The following is a 26,395-nucleotide window of genomic DNA, read 5'->3' on the forward strand; positions in this document are numbered from 1 at the left end:
TTTCAGTACTTTAATTTACTAAAAATCTATCTTTTTTGCTAATAAAATCTATCTAAATATTAATCGAACTCGGGTTATTATATTGATGTACTAATGTTGTTAAATTTTATTGAATAAAACTATTGTTGTTTGTTTATTTGATAAAAACTATTAAATAAGACTACTGCCCGTGTTAAGGATTGCAGTGTAAATCCTTTTTATGACTACTTTATTATTAACTCATTTTATAATTGAAAAATTACCTTTTTAAAAATTGACTGATTTTGTGCTATGCCTCATAAAAAGATTGCAACGTAAAGCCTGACCACGCTTTTTTGCGTGGGAACACCCAAATATTTAAACCTGTTTTTTTACCTATATATATGAGTGGTTTTATTATGAGGTTTTACTCCTTATATATAGATGATAAAAAAAACCGTAAAATTGTTGTTCTACGGTTTTTTTAAATTGAAATGATTGCTTTGATTTTTCTACATTTTATTACCAAAGAAAATAGCATTCATTAAGAGTTTATTTGTACCGTACCAAAACGCTCTAAAATTTGTATTGTCTGTAAATACAATTACACGACCTCTGCCCTGTCTTTGTGCTTTAAACGGAACTGTGTTTTTAATAACTTTCGCATTTTCTTTAGAAATATAACCACTTAGTAATGGGTTATTGGTGTATTGAATTGGATTGTTGTAACTGCGTTTGTCTGGTTTTATAAACAAGGTACTGTTTCTAAAAAGTGCTAAAAGGTTATTTTTATATCCGAAATTTACGGGATGAGACCTATCTATTTTTGCTTGAAAAATGGCACCACCAATTACTTGTGCGCCTGATTTTAGACTTCTGTTTTCAAACGAAACATTTTTGATAGTATCTATTTTTGAGCTTGTAAATTCTAAATTTATGAAATTTTTGTTTTTTAACCACCTTGCTGTATTCTTGTAGCCTATTAAAATTCCGCCATTTTGAACCCAAGTTTTTAATTTTTCTTCGGCAGCTTTACCTAAACTTGAACTGTTAGGAATAATTATGGTTGTGTATTTTGCAATGTCTACTCTTGTGAAATAGCTCATGTCTAACCTTGTGACTGCCATATTGAATCTTTGATCTAGCAAATGCCAAATTTCTCCAGAATCGTTACCCGTGATTCCGTTGCCAACTAACATTGCAACTTTTGGAGTTTGAATTGTGCTGAAGTTATTGCTGCCTAAATCGATTCCGCTATTTAAGCCTGTTGTTACTCCTTTTATAGTTAAATTACTTTCTTGAGCTGTTTTTTGTAAAAATTGAAATAATTGTAAGCTATTTAATTTTTGATTTTGGACTGGAATAAATATGGTTCCATATTCAAAATTTGTACCTTGATTAGAAAAGTTTTTCATGGCAACTTTAGCTCTTATGCCTTTTTGCAAGATTGCATTTAATGCTTTTGGAGTATAATATTCGTTCCAAGGCATTAAATACCCATAATTACTTTTAATGGAAACCGTACCTTTTTGCATTTTTAAATCTACAATTTCTGAACCTGCTTTAGAAAGTGAAATATTTTCTGCATAATCTACACCAAAAGCATGATTGAAGGTCCATGCAGAAACATCATAAAATAAACTGTCTTTAAAAGTGGTACGAACATTAAACATTGCTTGTACCAAACGTTGATTTTTCTGATTCATTGGAACCATATAACTGTAGTCTTTTTTAAAGTTTTTTCCGTTTTTTGAAAAATCTTCTTTAACTTGATGAATTTTAATTTGATGTCTTTTTAAAACCTCTGCTAGATGATAACTTTTTGCGGCATCTTTTTCATCACCAAAAACAATGGCTTTTTTACTACCTGTGTTTCTAGATTCTTTGTAAAAATCTTGTTGATATTGTAAAATTTTTATGCGCATATTTTGTGCAGCTTCTAAAGTAGAAAGTGCTGCTGTAAATTGATTTCTAATTGTAAAAGGGAAGGTTAAAATTCCGTTTACAGTTTCTTGAGCATGACCTCTAGAACTGGCTTGCTCAAATAAAATACCTATGCTACCATTAATATCTGGAAAAGTAGAGCCTTTGCCGTAATAAAAATCATCGAAACTTTCTTCTGAATAGTATAATGAACCTATTTTATCTAATGCTTTTGCATGATATGTACCAATTTCTCTGGTTAGATCTTGGTTTAATTGTGGTGTTAACGGGTTTGTTCTGCTTGGAATTCCTGGTTGAAAAAAGAAACTGGAATTGCTACCCATTTCATGATGATCTGTTAAAATGTTTGGCAACCATTTATGAAAACTTTCTATTCTTGCTTTGCTTTCTGGCAATTGCACAGGTAGCCAATCTCTATTCATATCAAACTGATAATGATTGGTTCTGCCACGTGGCCAAATCTCTGTATATTCCCTATCATTTGGATCTGGATTTATATTTTTGCTTCTATTGGTATTTGCCCAATATGCAAAACGTTGTAAACCGTCTGGATTTAAAGATGGATCTAATAAAATTACTGTATTTTTTAATAAATTATCAATATTGTTACCTTCTGCTGCCGCTAAATAATATGCCACTGCCATTGCTGCGTTAGAACCACTTGCCTCATTACCGTGTATAGAAAAACCTTGATAAATCACAATTGGGTTTTTAGAAACATCTACAGTATTATTATTTGTAGCTCTTATATGATTTTCTCTTATTTCTTTTAAATTTTTATGGTTTTTTGCTGATGTAATTGTGAGCAACAACAATGGTCTGTCTTCAAAAGTTTTTCCTCTATTTTCTATTGAAATTCTATCTGAAGATGCCGCCAACACTTTCATATATTCCACCAACTTATCATGTGTAATGTGCCACTCACCTACTTCATGACCAATTACAGATTTTGGTGTTGGTATTTGTGAATTATAGGTAACATTTGTTGGCAAATAGTAAGATAAATCTACTTTTTGGGCAATTGCAGAAAAAGATACTAGTAAAAAAAAACATATAAGTTTTCTCATTTTTAAAGATTTCGATTTGTAATTCTTCAAATATAGCGAATCAAATACAGGAAACTGAACTCTTTAACAATGCTTTAAGATATATAGCAACTTCTTAAAAATTACTTTTTACTTTTTTTTTAAGGATATCTAAAAAGGAATCTTTTTAATTTCGTAAAATGAAACAAACTACACTGCTTTTAATACTATTTACTTGTACAATTTACAACACTTGTTTATTTGCTCAAAAAACAGCAACTTCTAAACCTTTTTACGAATACAAAAAGGGAGATGTTAATGGAATTGGAAAATGGTATTTGGGTAGAGAAATTGCCTATGTTATGGGTTTTCAAGGTATAAATTGGTTGGAAAGATCTTCTAGAGAAAAAGAAGAAAGTACAGGTACTTTAATTAAAAACATGAATATACAAAGTACAGATTGTATTGCAGATATTGGTGCAGGCTCTGGATACCATGTTTTTAAAATGGCGCCACTGGTTAATAAAGGAAAAATGTTTGCTGTAGATATTCAAATAGAAATGCTAAATGCAATCAACAACAATAAAAAATTTGATGATTACAAAAACATAACGCTTGTAAAAGGTGCAGAAAAAAGTACAAACTTAAAAGAAAATGCCGTTGATAAAATTTTAATGGTAGATGTTTATCACGAATTTAGTTTTCCTAGAGAAATGCTTTCTTCAATTTATACCGCTCTGAAAAAAGATGGCGAACTATTTTTAATAGAATACAGACTAGAAGATGCTAGTGTTCCCATAAAAAAAATTCATAAAATGACCCAAAAACAAGCTGTTAAAGAGTTTAAAGCTGCTGGTTTTAAGTTGAAAAAAAACCTTACTAATTTACCTTGGCAACATTGTATGGTTTTTATAAAAGAATGAAACTAACTAATATTAGACCAAATTTTAGAGGTTCTTGTAACTTTTGCAAACGTATTTCTAATAACTAAATTTTCTGGTTTTTCTAAATTAGGATCTTCTTGCAATACGGAAATTGCTGTATTCCTAGCAGCAACCAAAATTTTAGAATCTTTTACAACATCTGCAATTTTAAGATTTAGAACACCACTTTGTTGGGTTCCCATAATATTTCCTGGTCCACGCAATTTTAAATCTACCTCTGCAATTTTAAAACCATCTGTAGTTTCTACCATAGTTTTTAAACGGGTTTTTCCTTCTGTAGATAATTTATAGCTAGATAATAAAATGCAATAACTTTGGTCTGCACCTCTACCTACCCTACCTCTTAATTGGTGCAATTGAGAAAGCCCAAAACGTTCTGCACTTTCAATAATCATAACACTTGCATTAGGTACATTTACGCCCACTTCTATAACTGTAGTTGCTACCATTATTTGCGTTTCTCCGTTTACAAAACGTTGCATTTCAAAATCTTTGTCTGCTGGTTTCATTTTACCATGCACAATACTTATTTGGTATTTTGGCGTTGGAAATTCTCTAGAAACACTCTCAAAACCATCCATTAAATCTTTATAATCCATGGCTTCAGATTCTTCAATTAAAGGGTATACAATATAAACCTGACGTCCTTTTTCTATTTCATCTTTCATAAATTTAAAAATAGAAAGTCTATTGCTATCAAACCTGTGCACTGTTTTTACTTGTTTTCTTCCTGGTGGAAGCTCATCAATAACAGAAATGTCTAAATCTCCATAGACAGACATTGCCAAAGTTCTTGGTATTGGAGTAGCTGTCATTACCAAAATGTGCGGTGGCAGTGTGTTTTTAGTCCATAATTTTGCTCTTTGTTTTACACCAAATCTATGTTGTTCATCTATAATAGCAATTCCTAGATTTTTAAATTGTACCTTATCTTCTAATAAGGCATGTGTGCCCACCAAAATATGCAAACTTCCATCTTCTAAATTTGCGTGAATTTCTCTACGTTTTTTAACTTTTACAGAACCTGTTAAAATAGCTACGTTAATATTCATGCCTGCTAACAATTCTGAAACTGCCGTAAAATGCTGATTTGCTAAAATTTCTGTGGGCGCCATAATTGTAGCCTGAAAACCATTATCTATTGCCAACAACATACTTAATAAGGCAACAATGGTTTTACCAGAACCAACATCACCTTGTAAAAGCCTATTCATGTGTGCACCAGAAGCTACATCTTTTCTTACTTCTTTTAAAACTCTTTTTTGTGCATTTGTTAAATTGAAAGGTAATTTTTCTGCATAAAACTGATTAAAAATTGCACCTACATTTTCAAATACAAAACCTTTTATTTTATTTTTATTGATGAGTTTTTTGCGTACCAATTGTAATTGTATGTAAAATAACTCTTCAAACTTTAGTCTGTTTTGGGCTTTCGCCAAATTTTCTTGACTTTTAGGAAAATGTACATTTAAGTAGGCATCTCTTTTATTCATCAACTTAAAATCTGCTAAAATTTCTGTTGATAAACTTTCTTGAATAGCATCATAAAACTGCTGTAATAAATTCTGAATGTAATTTCGCATCAATTTATTGGAAACACCAGCATTGGTTAATTTTTCTGTTGAAGGATACACAGGTTGCATTTTTGTTTGCAACTTTTTTTTATACTCGGAAACCAACTCCATTTCTGGATGTGGCATACTAAAACTGCCATTATAATGATTCAGTTTGCCATAAACCACATAAGGTTCATTAATTTTTAAGGAATCTTTTAACCACTTTTGGCCTCTAAACCAAACCAATTCCATAGTACCTGTAGTATCTTGAAAAGTAGCCACTAACCTACTGCCTCTTTTCTGTGCAACCGATTTTAAACTGGTTATTTTACCTACAATTTGCACTTCAGAAGAATTGGATTGTAAATCTTTTATGGTATAAAACTGGGTTTTATCTATATATCTAAAGGGGAAAAAATTTAATAAATCATTACAGGTTTTTATACCTAATTCTGCCTGCAATAAAGAAGCTCTTTGCACGCTAATGCCATTAATATATGTGATTGGGTTTTCTAAATTCAATTTTTAAATCTATAATGAACGAAATTAAAATAATTTATACGAACTATTTTAAATAAAAAGTGTTTTTAAGAAAAAATGTAAGAAAACTAGGTAACATTTGACTATTACAAGACTGAAAGTGCATGTATTAAGGTATAATATTAATATAATTTGTATTTTCGCTATTAAGATATTTTAAAATTAAAATTAGCTATCAATGAAACTATCTGGAGAAATAACTCGTTTGAGAAAAATTAGTGTAATACTTTTTATTTTAATTTCAATCAACACTTATTCACAGTTTTTACATAGGAGTTGTGATAATGGTGCTTCAAGCTTTAATTGGAGCACAACACCAACTGGTAATAATAATTTTGACTGGGTTGATGGAGATTTAACAAATACACTTAATAATGTAGATGGCAGCGGTATAAATATTACCTACACTTTTTCTGGAGAAACTACTGCTTTAGGTCAGTGGTTGGGAAGCACATCCACAACAAACTCTCCTGCTGTTGGTATAGATGCAGAACCTGCTGAGGCATTACAATTTTTTACAAATGGTTTTACAACAGGAGCTGGTGTAACAATTACAATAGAATTTAGTACACCTGTATTTTCTGTTGGTTTTGATTTGTTACATATAAACGGAAACGGAACTAATGGAGACAGATTTACAATTACAGCTATAGATACTTTTAACAATACAATTTTCCCGACATTTACTAACGCTTTGAACCCCTCATACACGTCAGATGAAAATACAGGAGTTATAGATTCTAATAATAGTGCTTCTGCAACCGGAGATGATGACAATATTGGAGTAAATTTTTCTGATAACGAAAAAATAAACTCAATTACCATTGTTTGGCAAGACTGTACAGCTTGTACAGTTGGTGCAGTTCACGGAAGTGGTATTTCTGGATTAACTTTTTGTGAAAATTTTGATGATGTAGATGGAGACGGCGTTGCAGATAACGTAGATATTGATAATGATAACGATGGTATTTTAGATATAGTAGAAGGAGCTTGTCCTGGAACTCCATTCACAACTACACCCGATAGAATTATCGTAAATAATGGTGGTACTGGAGCTTTACAAAGTATAGATGTTTCTACTTTAGGCCTAGAGGTTGGCAATTTAATTTCTGTTAGTAATGTGAGAGCAAGAGGAGATATTGATGGAGGTGGAGCAAATGAAACTTTTAGTTTAAATTTTAACAACAACATTATAGATAGTGACTTATTTGTTAATACTGCCCAATGTAGTAATACTTTAGATGCTGTTTTTCCGCAAGTAAATAGAACATTAACAGTAATTGATATTGGAGGTGGAACCCCAGGTATTACAATTCAAGCAACAACAGCTTCGGGTGTCGGTAATTTTTGTAATGATGGAGGTGCTTTTGCATTAGAATATACAGTTGATTTAAATTGTGTAACATCCAGAGATACAGATAATGATGGTGTTCCAGATTATTTAGATTTAGATTCAGATAATGATGGTATTCCAGACAATATTGAAGCACAATCTACAAATGGTTATGTAGCACCTTCTGGTTTAGATTTTGATAGAGATGGATTAGATAATGCTTATGATGATACACCTTCAGGAAGCACTACAGGTATAGGTTCTAATGGAATTACACCTCAAAATTCAGACAATTTAGATAATCCAGATTATTTGGCCTTAGATTCAGATAATGATGGAATTGATGACGTGGTAGAATCAGGAAGTGGTTTAGCAGAATCTGGAGGTCAAGTTACAGGCACTGTAGGTACAAATGGTTTAGTTAATACTTTAGAGAATGCAGATGATTATACAGACCCAAATGGATCTTTTGACAACACACAATTTGATAACTTTCCAGATTCTGATGGAGATATAAGTACAGGTGGTGATGCAGATTATAGGGATGTACCAGGAATAGATACAGATAACGATGGTGTTATTGATAGTGTAGATTTAGATGACGACAATGATGGTATTCTTGATACCGAAGAAGACTTTGGCTGTAATCTTATAGTAAATTTTGGATTTGAAGAAAGTTCAGCGCCTAATCTTGGAAATAATAGAGATGCAAATATTTCTCCATGGTCCAATATTGGAAGAACAAATGTAATAAGGGTAGATGGTACCACAAATTATATGAATGGACCTAATTTTGATGCACGAGGTGGTGCTGGAAATTATTATGATATTGTAGGTGGTGGTAGTATTTATCAAACATTTACAATTGGTTCAGCAAGTTTAGTAAGATATGGTGGTTATTTTTCTGCAAGAGATGGAAGAACAAATATTTCTGGAGCCGATATTTTAATTAGGAATGGTTCTGGTAATACAGGAACAATAGTATCCTCATTAGGCAATCAGACGGTAACAAATGATTCTTCTTGGGATTTTTTCGAAGAAACTACCTTTTTATCAGCAGGCACATATACTTTTGAAGTTATTATAGATAATTCTTTTAATTTTGACGAATGTTTTTTTGAATATTTAACTGGTTGTGATGCAGATAGCGATGGTATTCCAAATTCATTAGATTTAGATTCTGATAATGATGGTATTCCAGATGTTATAGAAGCTGGAGGTACAGATGCAAATAATGATGGTAAAGCAGATGGCGCTGTTGGTACTTCTGGAAACGTACAAGGTGTGCCAAGTTCTACAAATAATGGTACAGGAAACACCCCAACCAACTCAGATGGAGACACTATACCAGATTTCTTAGATATCGATGCAGATAACGATGGTATTACAGATAATATAGAAGGGCAAACAACCAATGGATATATTGCCCCAAGTGGCGTAGGTCCTGGGATAACAGATGTCAACCAAAATGGAGTAGACGATAATTATGAAACAGAAGGTAATATTGGTGTAAACCCTACAAATACAGACAATGCAGATAATCCCGATTATCAAGATACAAATGCAGATAATGATGTATTTACTGATGTCGATGAAAACGGAGACGCTGATCCTTTTGCACTAGCAGATTCCGATGGAGATGGTTTAATAGATGCTTTTGATGATAATGATGACTCTGGTATTTCTGGGTCTACTGTAAACGATGGAGTTACACCTACAACTAAAATTACAAATACCACAGATATTGTGAATGTTTTTGGAGATGCAGATGGTGACATTGGAACAGGAGGAAATGTTGACTATAGAGATGTGCCAGGTTTAGATTCCGATAACGACGGTATTGCAGATGTAGACGATTTAGATGATGATAATGATGGTATTTTAGATACTGTAGAAGATGCCTGTGCTTCATTTAGAACACCTGTAAGACAGCTAGCAAATAACGGACCAGTTACAGACTCACAAAACATTGATTTATCTTCTTTAGGAGTAATTATTGGAAGTCAAGTAACTTTAAATAACTTGTTAGCTGACGGAGATTTAACCAATCCTGGTACTGAAGTGTTTTCATTAAGCATAAACTCTGGTACCCCTATTACAGGTTTGCAAACCGGAGTAGATTGTAACGGGAGTTTAATTCCTGTTACATCACCTATTACAGAAACAGTAACTGTTATTGATATAGGGTCTGGAATACCTGGTATATCATTAGAAATTAGTTATCCTGCAGATGTAGATTTTTGTCCATTTAGGTTAGAATATACCGTTGATATTGCTCCTGTTTCTTGTGGTGCCCCTTTAGATACAGATGGAGATGGAATCCCAAACTCATTAGATCTAGATTCCGATAACGATGGTATTCCAGATGTTATAGAGGCAGGAGGTACAGATGCAGATAGAGATGGTAGAGCTGATGGAACTGTTGGCACTACAATTACTACCAATGGAATACCAAGCTCTGCAGGAACAGGAAATACACCACCAAATTCAGATAGCGATAGCATTCCAAACTATTTAGATATCGATGCAGATAACGATGGTATTCCAGACAATATAGAAGCACAAACTACAAACGGCTATACTGCACCAAGTGGAATAGCTAATGGTATTACAGACGTTAATAATAATGGTGTAGATGACAATTATGAAACAGAAGCATTAATTGGTTTAAACCCTGTAAACACAGATAATACCGATAACCCAGATTATATAGACACAGATACAGATAATGATGGCGTTTTAGATATTGATGAAAACGGAGATGGAGATACTTTTAATATAACAGATACAGATGGAGATGGGTTAGTAGACGCTTTTGATGATAATATTGGTTTTATAGTAAACGATAACCATAACCCACCAGGACCAGCTAATTTAGGTGATATAGATAATGATGCAAGCAGCCCTTTTGGGGATGTAGATTATAGAGATACTCCAGATGCCCAAGGTACACCAATGATAACTCAAGTATATCAATTTGATAGCGAAAGGTGGATAGAAATTACGAACATTAGTACAACCAATTCAATAGATGCCTATACGGTAAAAATTCAATTGTATAAAAATAGATCAGGAGATCAAACAGGTGTTGTGCCAGATGTGGCTTTTACTATTCCATCAGTCATACAACCTGGTCAATCTGTTTTATTTAGAGATGGAAATACCGTTTCAAGAAACATCACAAATACGGTTGCTACAAACCCCACTGTTGCTGCTTCTGTTATAGAAAACAATGCTATAACCGCTATTGCTGATGCTAACGATATCATTACTTTATCTACCTCCATTTTTATAGATTCTTGGGAAAATCGTTATGATGTAGTGCAACAAGTTCCTAATAAAACATCTTTTGTAAGAATAGATGAAACATTAGTACCTAATGTAACGTACACACCAGAAGAATGGGTTGTATTTATAGATGATGCATTAGATCCTTTTGAGTTTTTATCTACAGTAGCAGAAAGACACCCACATGATCCTTTAATCTCAGAAATCGAAAACGCTAATACAGATGCTAACACTTTATTAGGTTTACATCGAATAGAAAAAACAACGAGAACAGCTGGTAGTTGGAACAACGGTTTCCCAGATAGATCTAGATTTGTGTCTATAGATGAGAATTACAATCACCAAAATGTAAGACTGAGTGCACGTAAACTAGAAGTGTTAAATACTAATATTTTAGCTTTAGACAGTCAATTTTTAGTAGTTACAAACAATGTAAATATTGCAGACAATGCAGAGATTCGCTTAGTTGGTAGCAGCCAATTTATTCAAACCCATTTAGGAGGATCAGATATTTCTGGAAACGGTAAATTATATGTAGAGCAAAACTCTACTTTAGCAAATATTTACAGATATAATTATATGAGTTCTCCTGTAACTTCATTAAATACTGCCGCTACTTATACTGTAGAAGATGTTTTAAAAGATGGTACAAATCCAGTATCATTTGCAGGTACTGTTGGTCAAGGAAGTACAGATATTGCTAGAGATATTAACTTTGTAGGTGGTTTTGATGGTAGCTTTGGTACACCAATAAATATTGCAGATTATTGGATTTACGCTTTTTCTAGTGCGAACGGACAAAGAGCTAATTGGATTCAGAAATTTAAAGCTGGAATTATGAATAACACAGAAGGTTTTATATTTAAAGGTCCAGAAGTAGCACAAAACTATACATTTGTTGGAAACCCTAATGATGGTGATCTAAACGCATCTGTTGGTGCTAATGAGTCTTACCTTTTAGGAAACCCTTACCCATCTTCTTTAAATGCTTTAAAATTTATAAAAGACAATTTAAACTCTATAGATGGTAGCGTGTATTTATGGGATCATGTTGGTGAGCAAGAAACAAGTGTCACAGATTCAAGAGGCCATAATTACAGAGGTTATGTAGGTGGCTATGCAACCATAAACCTTTCCATGTCTGTTGGCGCTTTAGGTTCAGCATCTGCTGCTGCTGCTGGTCCTTTTAATATTTCTATTGAAGCAGAAAATGCTGTAACAAATTCAACAACAGTAACAGACGGTGCACTAGATGTGGTAACATTAAATAACGCTGCAGACTTTATACAATTCGATAGAATTACAAGAGCTACTGATAAAATTACATTAAGTTATAAAGCAAACACTACCAAAGGAATAAGAGTATTAGTAAACAATGTAGCAATAGGAAATTATGATTTAGACCCTAGTGGCAATGTTTACGCAGATTTTGATATTATAAGTTGTTTACCTGTTGGAGCCACCATTAGAATTGAATCTTTAGACGGTAATAATTTATCTTTAGATAAAATTAGTATTAGTGATGATGATGGTTTTATAAGTTGTGTTCCTTCCGCAGGATCAGATGCATCACTATTTAAAACACCAGGAACATATTTACCTATTGGTCAAGGTTTCTTTATTGGAGGAGATAGCAATGGTGGCCCAATAGTATTTGACAATAGTCAAAGAGAATTTGTTTCAGAAGCCTCTGGAAATGCAGTATTCTTTAAATCAGGAAAAAAAGCTAAAGAAAATAACCAAAGTGCCAAATTTAAAAATGGAGACTTTAACAGACTGCCTTCTATTAAGTTAAGTATGGACTTTATGAATACTGAAGGAATAAGTTTAAAAAGACAAATAGGAGTTTCTTTTAGTAGTAACAATTCATTTGCGTTTGACAAAGGATATGACAGCCCTATTCTAGATTTAGGAGCTACAGATATGTATTGGAAATTTGAACAAGAAGAGGCAAAACTTGTAATTGCAGGTATTCAAAGTTTCTCTAAAGGTTTACAAATTCCTTTTGATGTTGTTATAGATTATGATGGCACTAACATTTTTAAAATAGATGATATTTTTAATATTGATAGTGAAGTTTACCTTTTAGATAAGTTAACCAATAAAACGCAACTAATTTCTAAAGAAAATGAAGTTGGTTTACAGTTAAAAAAAGGAGTTTATACAGAACGATTTGCGCTTGTATTTAAAGAAAACACGGTATTAAATACAGAAAATACACAAGCAATTGCAAACGAAAATATAGCTGTTTACTTAGATGGAGGTTCAAATGAATTAGTCATTGAAAACAAACACAATCAAACTATTAATAAGGTAATAATTTACAATATATTAGGACAAAAAGTTTCTTCTTGGAACAATTTAGAATCTGCTACAGAAAACAGATTAAAAGTAAATAAATTATCAGAAACTATTTATATTGTAAATATAGAAACAGACAAAGGGTTTGTAAGTAAAAAGATAAAATTCTAGATACTAAAGAAAATTCTTTTCAAATAACTACAAAAGGTCTTTAAATTAAATTTTAAAGACCTTTTTTAATTTTATAAAGCGAAAACAGATATTTAAACAAAAGAATTCGTACTAACTATAAAACGTGGGGCGAAATTAATTAACTATTACATGTTTTTATAAACCATTTTTATAAACAAAAATGTAGCTCTTTTTGAGCATATGCTGTTTATATATTTTATTGGTTTTTTTAAATCAAAATCTAAAAATTATAAACAAGGAAAATAATAAAAATGAAACTTCAAAAACATTATAAAGCCACTATTTAAGGTGCTGTAATTTATCTTTATTTACATAGATTTTAATAACAGATTTACAAAATTTATTTATTAATTATTTGATTTTTAGTATATTTAAATCAAAAAACTATGATTAAACGAACACTTTTTTTCGCTAAAAAATTTTCTTTAACCACAAAAAACAATCAACTTGTAATAAGTAATAATGAGGTACCAGACAAAACAATACCCATTGAAGATATTGGGTACATTGTTATAGAAAACCAACAAACCTATATTTCAATTCCTGCTTTAAATAAACTAAATGAAAACAATGTAGCTGTAATTTTTTGTAATGAAAAACATTTACCACAGAGCATGTTGCTTACACTAGATAATCATCATATACAACATGAGTTATTTAAACATCAAGTAAACGCTTCAGAACCTTTAAAAAAGCAACTTTGGCAACAAGTTGTACAACATAAAATACATAATCAGGCAGCTCTTTTACATAAAATTGGCAAAAACAAAAACCCTTTAGCCTACCATGAATCTAAAGTTTTAAGTGGCGATACAACAAACAGAGAGGCAGTAGCAGCTGCTTTTTATTGGAAAAACATATTTGACTTCAATTTTAAAAGAGAAAGAACAGGTATCTACCCTAACCTCTTTTTAAACTATGGTTATATTATTTTAAGAGCCGCTGTTGCAAGAGCGCTTTCTGGAAGTGGCTTATTAAATACACTAGGCATACATCATAGTAATAAATACAATGCTTTTTGTTTGGCAGATGATATTATGGAGCCTTACAGACCTTTAATAGATGCTAAAGTGATTGAAATTATGCAAAAATATGATGAGCAGGATTTAATAACCCCTATAAAAATAGAATTGTTAAGTGTTTTAACCCAAACGGTATATTTTGAAGATAAAAAAAGCCCCTTAATGGTAGCTTTATCTAACACTACTAGTTCTTTACAAAATTGTTTTTTAGGAAAATCTAGAAAAATCAATTATCCAAAATTATGGATTTAAACGCATATAGAATTATGTGGTTATTTGTATTTTTTGATTTACCAACAGAAACAAAAAAAGACAGAAGAAATGCGCAACTATTTCGTAAAAATCTTTTAAAAGACGGTTTTACAATGATGCAGTTTTCTGTTTACATGCGCCATTGTGCAAGCAGCGAAAGTGCAGATACTCACGAAAGACGCATAAAAACGTTATTGCCTCCTTTTGGAAAAGTAAGTGTATTAAGAATTACAGATAAACAATATGGCAATATTTTAAATTATTGGGGTAAAGTAGAAACCCCAAAAGAACCACCACCCATGCAACTTGAATTATTTTAACAGGATAAAAAAAATGCTTCAAATAAAGCAATTATGTCTTTATAAGAAGCATTTTTTATTACGATATTTTCTTTTAATCTTTTCAATATCAGAAGCTAACACAGCAACTAATATCGTCTTTTCTAATCTTTAATCAAACCACAACTGTAGATTAGTTTATTAGGTTCTAAAATTAATATCGTCTTTTCTAATCTTTAATCAAACCACAACTATTAAGTGTAATAATTAGTTTGTTAACTAATATCGTCTTTTCTAATCTTTAATCAAACCACAACTTTTGTCCAACTTGGCATTCAGTTTGTATTAATATCGTCTTTTCTAATCTTTAATCAAACCACAACAAAGGCGCATAAGTTTTAAATTGATTAAATAATATCGTCTTTTCTAATCTTTAATCAAACCACAACCTGCTTGGGCTAATTCTGAATACAATGAAAAATATCGTCTTTTCTAATCTTTAATCAAACCACAACTAATCAAGTCGTATTTAGGCAAAGGGTAAAAATATCGTCTTTTCTAATCTTTAATCAAACCACAACTCTACTTTAAATTTACCTTCTTTAAATTCAATATCGTCTTTTCTAATCTTTAATCAAACCACAACATACAGTAACCTGTTAACCTTAAATCTATTAATATCGTCTTTTCTAATCTTTAATCAAACCACAACATGTGTTTTATTTTTTATTAATTTGTACTAAATATCGTCTTTTCTAATCTTTAATCAAACCACAACTTTTTAACTTCGTTAAATGATTTATGATTAAATATCGTCTTTTCTAATCTTTAATCAAACCACAACTCTGGCGAATAAACATTAAGAGGTTGTTGCAATATCGTCTTTTCTAATCTTTAATCAAACCACAACATTGCTATATCACACATATATTTTGTATTTAATATCGTCTTTTCTAATCTTTAATCAAACCACAACATGATATGCTATTATATATAAGTAAGGAATAATATCGTCTTTTCTAATCTTTAATCAAACCACAACTGTTTATTATTAGTCACTAAAACAAGTTCGAATATCGTCTTTTCTAATCTTTAATCAAACCACAACAACAAAACATCTCTTAACGCTTCTTTATAGAATATCGTCTTTTCTAATCTTTAATCAAACCACAACTGCGTGTGCAAGGTGGTAGCAAAGAAAGTAAATATCGTCTTTTCTAATCTTTAATCAAACCACAACTCTGTTCTATCTATATTTGTTGTAAATCTTAATATCGTCTTTTCTAATCTTTAATCAAACCACAACTAACGGTGACAATGAATATATAGCAAACCAAATATCGTCTTTTCTAATCTTTAATCAAACCACAACATGATTGCAAAGGATTATGCAAAACACGTTAATATCGTCTTTTCTAATCTTTAATCAAACCACAACTCTATTTGTTTGTGTTTTTTCTTCATCTTAAATATCGTCTTTTCTAATCTTTAATCAAACCACAACCTACTTGCACCAAAGGCACTTTCTACAGCAAATATCGTCTTTTCTAATCTTTAATCAAACCACAACTTAAATGAGATGTGTAAAATATTAATTGAAAATATCGTCTTTTCTAATCTTTAATCAAACCACAACAATACCAACACAATGAGCAAAGAAATTAAGAATATCGTCTTTTCTAATCTTTAATCAAACCACAACTGCATCCTGATTAAATTGTAAAGATTTAACAATATCGTTTTTTCTAATCTTTAATCAAACCACAACTGATAATAGGAAAAGCTTTAAGTGATGTTTAATATCGTTTTTTCTAATCTTTAATCAAACCACAACACAAGATTAATTTGTTTTTGTAAAACAACTAATATCGTTTTTTCTAATCTTTAATCAAACCACAACATTAACCCTCTAACTGCACCAGTTAAACCAAATATCGTTTTTTCTAATCTTTAATCAAACCACAACATAAATTAATCATATTAACAAAGGCGGATTAATATCGTTTTTTCTAATCTTTAATCAAACCACAACACTTCTTTAAACTTGCCCCACGCAAATTTTAATATCGTTTTTTCTAATCTTTAATCAAACCACAACACCATCATCTAAAGAATAAGTAAAACATATAATATCGTTTTTTCTAATCTTTAATCAAACCACAACTTACAAATGGCGGATTACAGAAAATGACAAATATCGTTTTTTCTAATCTTTAATCAAACCATAACTTACAAATGGCGGATTACAGAAAATGACAAATATCGTTTTTTCTAATCTTTAATCAAACCACAACTGGTCATAGACCAAATACCAACTTCCACCTAATATCGTTTTTTCTAATCTTTAATCAAACCACAACTTACAAATGGCGGATTTAAGGCATATTGCAAATATCGTTTTTTCTAATCTTTAATCAAACCACAACTTACAAATGGCGGATTACAGAAAATGACAAATATCGTTTTTTCTAATCTTTAATCAAACCACAACTGGTCATAGACCAAATACCAACTTCCACCTAATATCGTTTTTTCTAATCTTTAATCAAACCACAACTTAACGATAACGGATTTAAGGCATATTGCAAATATCGTTTTTTCTAATCTTTAATCAAACCACAACACGCTGTAATAGTTACTAATGAGAATATTTAATATCGTTTTTTCTAATCTTTAATCAAACCACAACTTCACAACTGTCCTGCCAAATCTAGTGAGTAATATCGTTTTTTCTAATCTTTAATCAAACCACAACTTCGAGGAAGGCTTATTTACTGATTCTAGTAATATCGTTTTTTCTAATCTTTAATCAAACCACAACTAGTAAGGTAACTTGCAATGATATAAGTTGAATATCGTTTTTTCTAATCTTTAATCAAACCACAACAGTGCGCTAGACTATTTTAATAAGTGGGGTAATATCGTTTTTTCTAATCTTTAATCAAACCACAACAAAAACAGTATTAATTCTTTAAGTTTAGGAAATATCGTTTTTTCTAATCTTTAATCAAACCACAACAGTTCGTCTTTTAATGATTCCATAGCTGTTAATATCGTTTTTTCTAATCTTTAATCAAACCACAACCAGTTAATGTTGGTACAATAGACGATAGAAATATCGTTTTTTCTAATCTTTAATCAAACCACAACTGCATAATGTAAACGGCTACTGGGTAAGTAAATATCGTTTTTTCTAATCTTTAATCAAACCACAACTATCACAAATCAATCAACGATAAAAACGAAAATATCGTTTTTTCTAATCTTTAATCAAACCACAACCTTTCATACGCACCCAATAATCACCTTTAAAATATCGTTTTTTCTAATCTTTAATCAAACCACAACTAACCAAACTTTACATTGTATTTTTTCTTGAATATCGTTTTTTCTAATCTTTAATCAAACCACAACCTATGGTGGATAATCATAACTCTAGTAGGTAATATCGTTTTTTCTAATCTTTAATCAAACCACAACCCGGTTGCACTTATGAAGATATGCAGCTTAATATCGTTTTTTCTAATCTTTAATCAAACCACAACTCTATTTTCACCTTCTTACTCATGGCTATAAATATCGTTTTTTCTAATCTTTAATCAAACCACAACTGAAAATATGTCAAAGAACTTTATTGCTAATCTTAAGTAAATTCTATTTTAAGAATTTTTATTTACAAAAACTTATTTTACCTGTTGATGATATTGTAAAATCATAACCTTGTACTAAAATATTTAATTTACTAACCTGAAGTCTAATCTGTTCTCTTTGTATATTAAAATCTACGCTATAAACTTCTTTTAATTCTGAAGCTTGTTTTGCTTCAGAATGTGGTCTAAAAGTGAGTCTTCCTTGAGCATCGAATTTCGCTAGTTTATAAAGTCTTTTTAACAAATCAAGTTTGGGTAATTCTAAAATTTCATCAATGTTTTCATTATACATCAAAACCATATCACCTTTTTTTAAGATATACTTTAAAGGTAAATTAGATTTTATATGAGAACTTTCCACTAAATTATAATTTCTTTTATGTTCATTATTACTAAATTTATAATATTCTCCAGCAGTAATATTATTTATAATTTGAAAATCACGTTTGAATCTTCCTTTTGAATTGGTTCCTTCATAAATGGCCATACAATAATTACCATCATTCTTAGCAAAAACATGTTGTTTATGTTCGTGCTTAGAAACATCTCTATGTTTTTTAATTTCTAAAGGAACTTTTACATCTGTAGTAAAATATCTTATTTTTTTTATTGGTATTGGGTTGCCATTTTTGTTTGGTAATTTATAAAGTTCATTTTCTATTTTGTTAGTTAGACTTTCTATTTGCGCTCTAATTATTACTTCTTCTTTATCATTTACTTTGTTAATTTGCTTTTTTAAAGATTCAATTTCTTTTTTTAAGGCCTTTTCTTGTTTTCTACTTTCTGTTACAATCTCTTTAATTTTATCATCAACAATATTTTTTAAATCTGTATCAGAAAAATTTTCTAATGGTTTTCTTAATACATATTTAATTACTTCTTTAGTTTCTCCTTTTTTATCTGTTTCTTCTCTTTTTATTGCACCGTAAAAACTTTCTTTATGCAAAGCTCCCCTAACAGTATCACCTTTTTTGTATTTAATTTCTCCTTTTGCATTTCTTTGTATAATACCACGTTTACGAATGGCTTTTTTACTTTGAATAGGCAAAACGTCTGGAACATGATGACTAATTAAAATATTCTCATCAAAATTTTTAACGTCTTTATTAAATCCCTTCCAAGGAATTCTATGTTGAAAAGATGGTTTTGGTTTACCATAATATTTATAATCTTCATAATTATGATAATATGCTGCCAAAGCATCATTTATATCTTTAGAACAACAAGCAACAACTACTGCATCTTTTGCATGGTGTGCATGATTTATTCTTTCTTTTTTATCTAAACCCCAAATATCTCTTAAATTAGATGTTGTTTTTCCTTTTACAGGATATACTTTTGTAAACAAAGACTTTAAGAATAAGTTGCCATATTTACTAATAATGCCAATATCTACAGATTGACTGTTTTTAAAATTTCTAGGAATTTCAGTTATCGTAAAAGTTTTGTATTTGTCTTTCAAGTAGTTATGCTCAAAACGTAATTTGGTTCTTTTTTGTATATTACCATCTCTACTCTCTTTTGTTGCAGCTACTCTTACTTTTTTTGTAAGATCTCTAATTTGTTTATCTAAACTTTTATATTTAGCAAACCAATGTTTTATTCTGGGTAAAATTTCTTCATGATTATTACATTCACTTGGTATTTTATTCTTTTTTAAATCTCTGTTATAAACTGAACAACATAATGTTTTATTAATTTGAGAATTATCTAAACTTTTACTTCTTGGTATGGTATGTTCTATGTCAAATTTGGGGTTTGCTCCTATAAAATCACAAATACTTATATTTTTACCTGTGTATAAGCAAACTCTGTTTTGCTCAATCCAAAGTTGATATTTTAAAACGTCATCTTGTGAAGGTTCAATATCTAAGTTGCATTGTTCTTTGTACAGTTTTTTTATAGCATCTGTGTATTCTTTTCTATTATTTTGAAGCTCATTTTGCCATTGTCTAATAGCAACTCTTTCATTGGCACTTTTAAGTTCTCTTGCCATTTCAATACGAATAATCGTATTTTCATCTATTACATCTTCTTTAATTAATTGATTAATAACTTTACGCAACTGATGCAAAGCACGCATTGCCATGGGGTTTTTAATAGAAGAAATTAATGGGCTACCTAAGTATAATTTACCATCCTTATCACTTCTCTTCGCTTTATTATAAACTTCAATGGCAGATGGATGATAGAGCTTCTTTAAACTATCTTTATTTACATTAAAATTATCTCTTAAAAAATCTTTTACACGTTCATCTAATGTTTCTTTTTTCAAAAATTCTCCTCGACCGGTATTTAATTTCATTTGAACAGAAAAAAGAGTAAAGCTATCATCTAAAATTGTTTGTTGCTCTTCTTTAGAAAACGATTCCCAGAGTTTTAAACCATAATAACTTTTAATGTTTTTATGAATATCTTTTTTATAAGCTTTAATTACAAAAGAATTATTTTCATTCCAAGTTTCCTTATTGTCTTTTACATTTTTAATTAAACCGTTAATAATATCAACTTTGTTTCTGTAAATATTGTAGGTATTAATAATTGAAAAAATTTCTTTATTAATTATTTTTCTATACTCATTATTATCCCAAATTTCTTTTGGTAAAACAGTTTTTAAGTTTGCTAAAAACACAGCATGCGAATACAATAAGCCTTTTTCTAAATAAGGTAAAATGTTACGTATTGCCTTTAAACTTAAAGAACCATAATCTTGTTTTAGTTTTATTTTTGAAAATTTAACAGCTGTTTTTTCATCACAGTTTAAATATTTAATAACAAATTGTTTCAGCTTTTCAGTTTTATCAAACCTAAAAAGCACGTGCCAAATAGCATCAATAATTTGATGTTCTGTTTTATCAGAACCGTCTTTATTTTTTTTGTTAAAATTTTTAAGTAAATAAGTTTTCCAATCTTCGCCAAAAACTGCTCTTAAATTGGCAATTGTTGGGCAACCACTAACATTTGTATAATTACCAAAATTAAACAAGACATCAAAATCGCCTTTATTTTTATCTTTATAATATGCTGACTTTAAATTTTTGGGAGTTAGTTTATTTGCTATTTCTGAGAAATCAAAATTTGGTTTTGATTTTCTATAAAAGAGTGGTTCTAAAATTGCTTTTTCTTTTGAATTTAAAAACCTTAATTTATCTTCTTCTGCTGTCTTAATTTTTACTGAATTTAAAAAACTAAACATTCTAAACAACTCAAAATCTGGATGTGAAATTGGTACACAAGCTTTATCATTTTCTAACGGACATTTAGCAACTAAACCTTTTTGAGATTTTAATGGTCTTTGATAAAAAATAGCGTTTTCTATAGCTTCTTTTAATGATGTTTCTAGATTTTGTTTATCACAAATTGTATTGAATTCTTGTAAATAATGTTCTTCTCTATGTGTGTAATTATTTCTTATTCTTATGCTATTTTTATGTAATCCATAAAAATACTCGCCTAAAGTATTACAATTTGCTTCTTGCATTTTAGTTGATAAATCGCTAATTGCGCTTTTAACTTTACCTAAAAACTCTTTTCGGTTTAAACGTTCTAATAATTTATCTTTTACAATATCAAATGCTACATTTATATTTTCTTTTAAGATAGCTTTAAAGGCTCTTTCTAGAGTAAATAAAGCTTTTGTATTAGCTTCTGCTTTATCATAACCTTGAAGAAATTCGCCATAATTCTGTAAAAAACCCTTTGAATTATTGGCTTGTTGTATAATTTCTTCTATCTCACTATTTTTATCTTCAACAATAGAATTATCTGAAGTATCTAAACGATTACTTAAAAAACCACGTCTTTGTGCCATATGATAAAAAGCTCTTCCAAGTTCATGTTTATCACTAATAGTATTTAAATTAAGTTTTTCTGTTGATGCTTTGAAACGAAAATAATAAGGATTTTTTACTTGCTCTTTTCGTGCTACTTTATCATCTTGATTATCTGTACTTAACCATAATCTAAACGCATCATTTTTAGGATAAATCTTTTTGTATCGCCAGAGTTCTAATTCATCATCAGTCAATTTAGGACATAAATTATAGTCTGATAAAACTTTTAATAATTCAAGTTTCCTTAATTTTCTTCTGTATTTTAATTTTCTTGCACTTCTATAATCCGTTCTTTGTGCCGCTTTTGAACTTTCACTACTTGTTTTAGCTTCTATATTTACTCCTTCTGTAAAAATCCTAACACCTTTGTCTAAAAGTTTAAAATGTTTTTCACTTTTCTCTTTTTCAACAACTGCCCAACCAATACTATTAGTTCCTAAATCTAATCCTAATATTTTACTCATAATTCATAGCTTTTTTTTGAATTTTAAAAATACGGAAAAGAAAATTTAACTTTTACGGATTCCCATAATTTTATTAAATAATTTTTAATTATATTTACACAGATTAAATTTCTAATCTTTAATCTTATCACAATAAGGCTATATGCCGTAGATGAAAATCTTTAGTCCTGCTTAGGTAGGACTTTTTTTGTGCCTTAAGTTTTTACTAAATACCTTTTATTTCTCGTACATTTGCAACTCATTATCAAATTAAAAAATGAGACTACACAGAAACTTAACCTTTGCTGTTATAGACAGTATTAGAGATATATTTAACGAAGGCGTTTATGCAGACAAAGCGGTAGAAAAAGCTTTAAAAAGAGACAAACGCTGGGGCGCAAGAGATCGTAAATTTGTTGCAGAAACCATTTATGATATTGTACGCTGGAATAGATTATACGCAGAAATAGCAGAAGTAAAAGCACCTTATGATAGAGATAACATTTGGAGGTTATTTTCTGTTTGGTGTATTTTAAGAGGAATTAAATTACCAGACTGGAATCAAATTGGTGATGTGCCAGAACGTAGAATTAAAGGACGATTTGCAGAACTATCAAAAACAAGAAAATACAGAGAATCTATTCCAGATTGGATGGACGAGATTTGTGTAACTGAATTAGGAGAAGAAACGTGGACCAAAGAAATTGCAGCTTTAAATGAGCAAGCAAAAGTTATCTTAAGAACCAATACTTTAAATATTTCTAAAGAAATGCTACAAAAAAAATTACGTTCAGAAAACGTAATTACAGAGTTTGTGCCAAACCATCCAGATGCCCTTGTATTACCAGAAAGAGCCAATGTTTTTAAAACAGAAGCTTTTCATAACGGTTTTTTTGAAGTGCAAGACGCATCATCGCAACTTGTTGCAGCTTATTTAGATGTAAAACCAGGTATGAAAGTGGTAGATACTTGTGCAGGCGCTGGTGGTAAAACGCTACATTTATCTGCCTTAATGGAAAATAAAGGGCAAATAATTGCCATGGATATTTACGAAAGTAAATTGCGTAAATTAAAAGTAAGAGCTAAAAGAAATAAAGCGCACAATATAGACATGCGCGTTTTAGACTCTACCAAACCAATTAAAAAACTATATGGTAAGGCAGACAGAGTTTTAATTGATGCACCTTGTTCTGGTTTAGGCGTAATTAGAAGAAACCCAGATTCTAAATGGAAATTACAACCAGAATTTATAGATAATATAAAAAAAGTACAACAAGAAATTTTACAAAGTTATTCTAAAATGGTAAAACCAGGTGGTAAACTGGTATATGCTACATGTTCTGTTTTACCATCAGAAAATCAAAATCAAGTTAATAGTTTCTTAACATCAGAAGCGGGAAAAGAGTTTACCTTTGTAAAAGATAAAAAAGTATTGGCTCATGTTTCTGGTTTCGATGGTTTTTACATGGCTTTATTAGAAAGAAAACAGTAGTTAAAAATGAGTAAAACTGATACTGATAACTTAAATTAATTAAAAAATGATTAAAAAATTATTCCTTTTTATTTTTACCGTTGCATCTTTAAATGTTTTTTCTCAAGTACAATCTTATTACAGCGATGTAGATTTACAATTAACAGGTGTAGCCTTAAAAAATGCACTGGCAACTAAAATTACAGCAACTCATGTTAATTTTTTAGATTATACACCAGATGTTTGGACTGCCTCAAAAGCAACGGACGTAAACCCAAATAACCCAAATGAAGTTTTATTAATTTATGGCTTTGAAAACGGTTCTGATAGCAATTTAGAAAACGATAGAACTAGAAACATTAACGTGAATGGTGGTGCAGCTTCAGATTGGAACAGAGAACACGTATTTGCTAGATCTCTTGGAAACCCCAATTTAGGAACAGTAGGTCCTGGTGCAGATGCGCATCATTTAAGACCAGCAGATCCTGGTAGAAATTCTTCTAGAAGTAATCGAAAATTTGGAAGAGGAACAGGTAATTCTGGTTTTTCTTCATTAGACACTCATCAAGGAAATGATGGCCCAAATACAGCGGCTTATTATCCTGGAGATGAATGGAAAGGAGATGTTGCAAGAATGATAATGTATATGTACGTGCGTTATGGTAATGTTTGTTTACCAACTGCAGTTGGCGTTGGTAGCAATACAAATACGCCAGATGACATGATTGATTTATTTTTAAAATGGAATGTAGAAGATCCTGTTTCTGATTTTGAAAGAGCTAGAAATACCTATCATGAAAACACCAATAATGCTGCTGCACAAGGAAATAGAAATCCTTTTATAGACAACCCATTTTTGGCAACAAGAATTTGGGGTGGAGATTCTGCACAAGATACTTGGGGAATTTATACATCTAATGATAGAGAAGCACCAACAGCACCAACAAATGTAACAATTAACAACATTACTTTTACTTCCTTTAATATTTCTTGGACAGCATCTACAGATAATGAAGCGGTAACCGGTTATGATGTTTTTGTTGATGGAACTTTAGCAACGCAAACCACTACCACTAATGCTACCCTTACAAACCTAACACCAAATACTAGCTATGCAATAACAATTTTAGCTAAAGATTTAGTAAATAACAAATCTGCATTAAGTACTGTTGCAAATGGAACAACATTAGCAGATACTGTTGCTCCTTCTATGCCTACTAATGTTATAGCTAACAATATTTCAGACACTTCTTTTACGTTTTCTTGGACAGCATCTACAGACAACAATGCAATTGCTTCTTATGATGTTTATTTAAATAATCAATTAGACCAAAACGTAACAGGTACAACTGCTATTATAACTGGGTTGGCAGCAACAACAGCATATACAGCATACGTTATTGCAAAAGATACCTCTGGTAATGTTTCTGTAAAATCTAACACCATAACTGTTACTACTATAGAAGGTGGCAATGGTGTTGCAGACGAATTATTTATTTCTGAATATGTAGAGCCAAATACCGGAAACAACAAAGCCATAGAAATTGTAAATCTTACAGGTAAAACTGTAAGTTTAGCTGGTTATTCTTTGCAAAAACAATCTAATGGAGGCAGTTGGGTAGATAATTTAGCATTAGACAATCAAAGCTTTATTTTACAAGGTTCTTCTGCAAGTATTTTACCAAATGATGTTTTTGTAATTATACACTCTGGAGCATCAGAAACAGAGTTAACTAGCAATGCAGATATGGAAGTACCAAGCAATGCTAATCCGCCTTATCAATTTGCATCACCTTTAAACTTTAATGGAAATGATCCTGTTGGATTGTATAAAAATGGCGTTTTAATAGACATGGTTGGAGAGTTAAATAACTCTAGCAACCACATACAAAACATTACCTTAAGAAGAAACGGAGATATTAGCAAACCCAACCCTGTTTTTAGTGAACAAGGAGAATGGGAAGCATTTCCTGTAAATACCTACAGTGGTATTGGTTCTTTTACGAGTACATTAAGTACAGAAGACAACCAAATTTTAGACGCCATAAAGATTTTCCCAAATCCTGTAAAGGGAAATAACCTTTCTATTTCTAATAAAGAAGCGGTTACTCTTAAAATTTATAACGTCTTAGGTACTTTGGTAAAAACAGAAAAATTAAAAGCAAACGCTAAACAAATAGATATTTCTGCATTAACTTCTGGTGTGTATTTAATTAATTTTATTTCTGGAGAAAAAACTAGCAGTAAAAAGTTTATAAAATTATAACACCTTAAAAGTTGTATTTTATTGTTAATAACCCTTTTAAAAAACTCGCAAATATTGCGAGTTTTTTTATGCGCTAAATTCATTGTAAAGAATTAAATT

General features: G+C 30.5%; 9 protein-coding genes and 1 CRISPR repeat array. Of the genes, 6 read left to right on the plus strand and 3 right to left on the minus strand.

Annotated elements, in window-relative coordinates:
- Positions 1-470: 470 nt before the first annotated feature.
- Complete coding sequence (locus Q0762_RS09730; protein WP_298766430.1) at positions 471-2,969, minus strand: M14 family metallopeptidase; 2,499 nt, start codon at positions 2,967-2,969, stop codon at positions 471-473.
- A gap of 158 nt (positions 2,970-3,127) precedes the next feature.
- Here Q0762_RS09730 and Q0762_RS09735 point away from each other — a divergent pair, with 158 nt between their 5' ends.
- Positions 3,128-3,850, plus strand: a complete 723-nt coding sequence (locus Q0762_RS09735; RefSeq protein ID WP_298766432.1) for a class I SAM-dependent methyltransferase — start codon at positions 3,128-3,130, stop codon at positions 3,848-3,850.
- A gap of 2 nt (positions 3,851-3,852) precedes the next feature.
- Here Q0762_RS09735 and recG read toward each other — a convergent pair whose 3' ends face one another.
- Entirely contained in the window at positions 3,853-5,949 is a 2,097-nt protein-coding gene (gene recG / locus Q0762_RS09740; RefSeq protein WP_298766434.1) for an ATP-dependent DNA helicase RecG, read from the minus strand.
- 196 nt (positions 5,950-6,145) lie between these two features.
- Between recG and Q0762_RS09745 the strand changes: the two genes are divergently transcribed.
- The 3 genes from Q0762_RS09745 (at position 6,146) to cas2 (ending at position 14,675) form a co-directional block, all read left to right on the plus strand.
- Complete coding sequence (locus Q0762_RS09745; protein ID WP_298766436.1) at positions 6,146-13,060, plus strand: T9SS type A sorting domain-containing protein; 6,915 nt, start codon at positions 6,146-6,148, stop codon at positions 13,058-13,060.
- Positions 13,061-13,467: 407 nt separating this feature from the next.
- Positions 13,468-14,355 carry a type II CRISPR-associated endonuclease Cas1 gene (gene cas1 / locus Q0762_RS09750; protein ID WP_298766438.1) on the plus strand — a complete coding sequence of 296 codons (888 nt, stop codon included), beginning with the start codon at positions 13,468-13,470 and terminating at the stop codon, positions 14,353-14,355.
- Positions 14,346-14,675 (plus strand): CRISPR-associated endonuclease Cas2, encoded by a 330-nt coding sequence (gene cas2, locus Q0762_RS09755; protein WP_298766440.1) that lies wholly within the window; start codon positions 14,346-14,348, stop codon positions 14,673-14,675. Before cas1 ends, cas2 begins: the two co-directional genes overlap by 10 nt.
- Before the next feature lie 109 nt (positions 14,676-14,784).
- Positions 14,785-18,244: direct repeats of the CRISPR family, unit length 36 nt; unit sequence AATATCGTTTTTTCTAATCTTTAATCAAACCACAAC.
- 58 nt (positions 18,245-18,302) lie between these two features.
- Here cas2 and cas9 read toward each other — a convergent pair.
- Positions 18,303-22,580 (minus strand): type II CRISPR RNA-guided endonuclease Cas9, encoded by a 4,278-nt coding sequence (gene cas9 / locus Q0762_RS09760; RefSeq protein WP_298766443.1) that lies wholly within the window; start codon positions 22,578-22,580, stop codon positions 18,303-18,305.
- Positions 22,581-22,836: 256 nt separating this feature from the next.
- On the opposite strand from cas9, the gene Q0762_RS09765 reads away from it, so the two are divergent.
- Positions 22,837-24,051, plus strand: a complete 1,215-nt coding sequence (locus tag Q0762_RS09765) for a methyltransferase domain-containing protein (RefSeq protein WP_298766444.1) — start codon at positions 22,837-22,839, stop codon at positions 24,049-24,051.
- A gap of 46 nt (positions 24,052-24,097) precedes the next feature.
- Complete coding sequence (locus tag Q0762_RS09770; RefSeq protein WP_298766446.1) at positions 24,098-26,296, plus strand: endonuclease; 2,199 nt, start codon at positions 24,098-24,100, stop codon at positions 26,294-26,296.
- Positions 26,297-26,395: the final 99 nt, after the last annotated feature.

This window comes from uncultured Polaribacter sp., from assembly GCF_947495205.1.
Lineage (GTDB): Bacteria > Bacteroidota > Bacteroidia > Flavobacteriales > Flavobacteriaceae > Polaribacter.

What these genes read in the sequence shown, in the direction of transcription:
- Q0762_RS09730 (WP_298766430.1), bottom strand. Translation starts at nt 2,969, where the DNA reads ATGAGAAAACTTATATGTTTTTTTTTACTAGTATCTTTTTCTGCAATT.
- Q0762_RS09735 (WP_298766432.1), top strand. Translation starts at nt 3,128, where the DNA reads ATGAAACAAACTACACTGCTTTTAATACTATTTACTTGTACAATTTAC.
- Q0762_RS09745 (WP_298766436.1), top strand. Translation starts at nt 6,146, where the DNA reads ATGAAACTATCTGGAGAAATAACTCGTTTGAGAAAAATTAGTGTAATA.
- cas1 (WP_298766438.1), top strand. Translation starts at nt 13,468, where the DNA reads ATGATTAAACGAACACTTTTTTTCGCTAAAAAATTTTCTTTAACCACA.
- cas2 (WP_298766440.1), top strand. Translation starts at nt 14,346, where the DNA reads ATGGATTTAAACGCATATAGAATTATGTGGTTATTTGTATTTTTTGAT.
- cas9 (WP_298766443.1), bottom strand. Translation starts at nt 22,580, where the DNA reads ATGAGTAAAATATTAGGATTAGATTTAGGAACTAATAGTATTGGTTGG.
- Q0762_RS09765 (WP_298766444.1), top strand. Translation starts at nt 22,837, where the DNA reads ATGAGACTACACAGAAACTTAACCTTTGCTGTTATAGACAGTATTAGA.
- Q0762_RS09770 (WP_298766446.1), top strand. Translation starts at nt 24,098, where the DNA reads ATGATTAAAAAATTATTCCTTTTTATTTTTACCGTTGCATCTTTAAAT.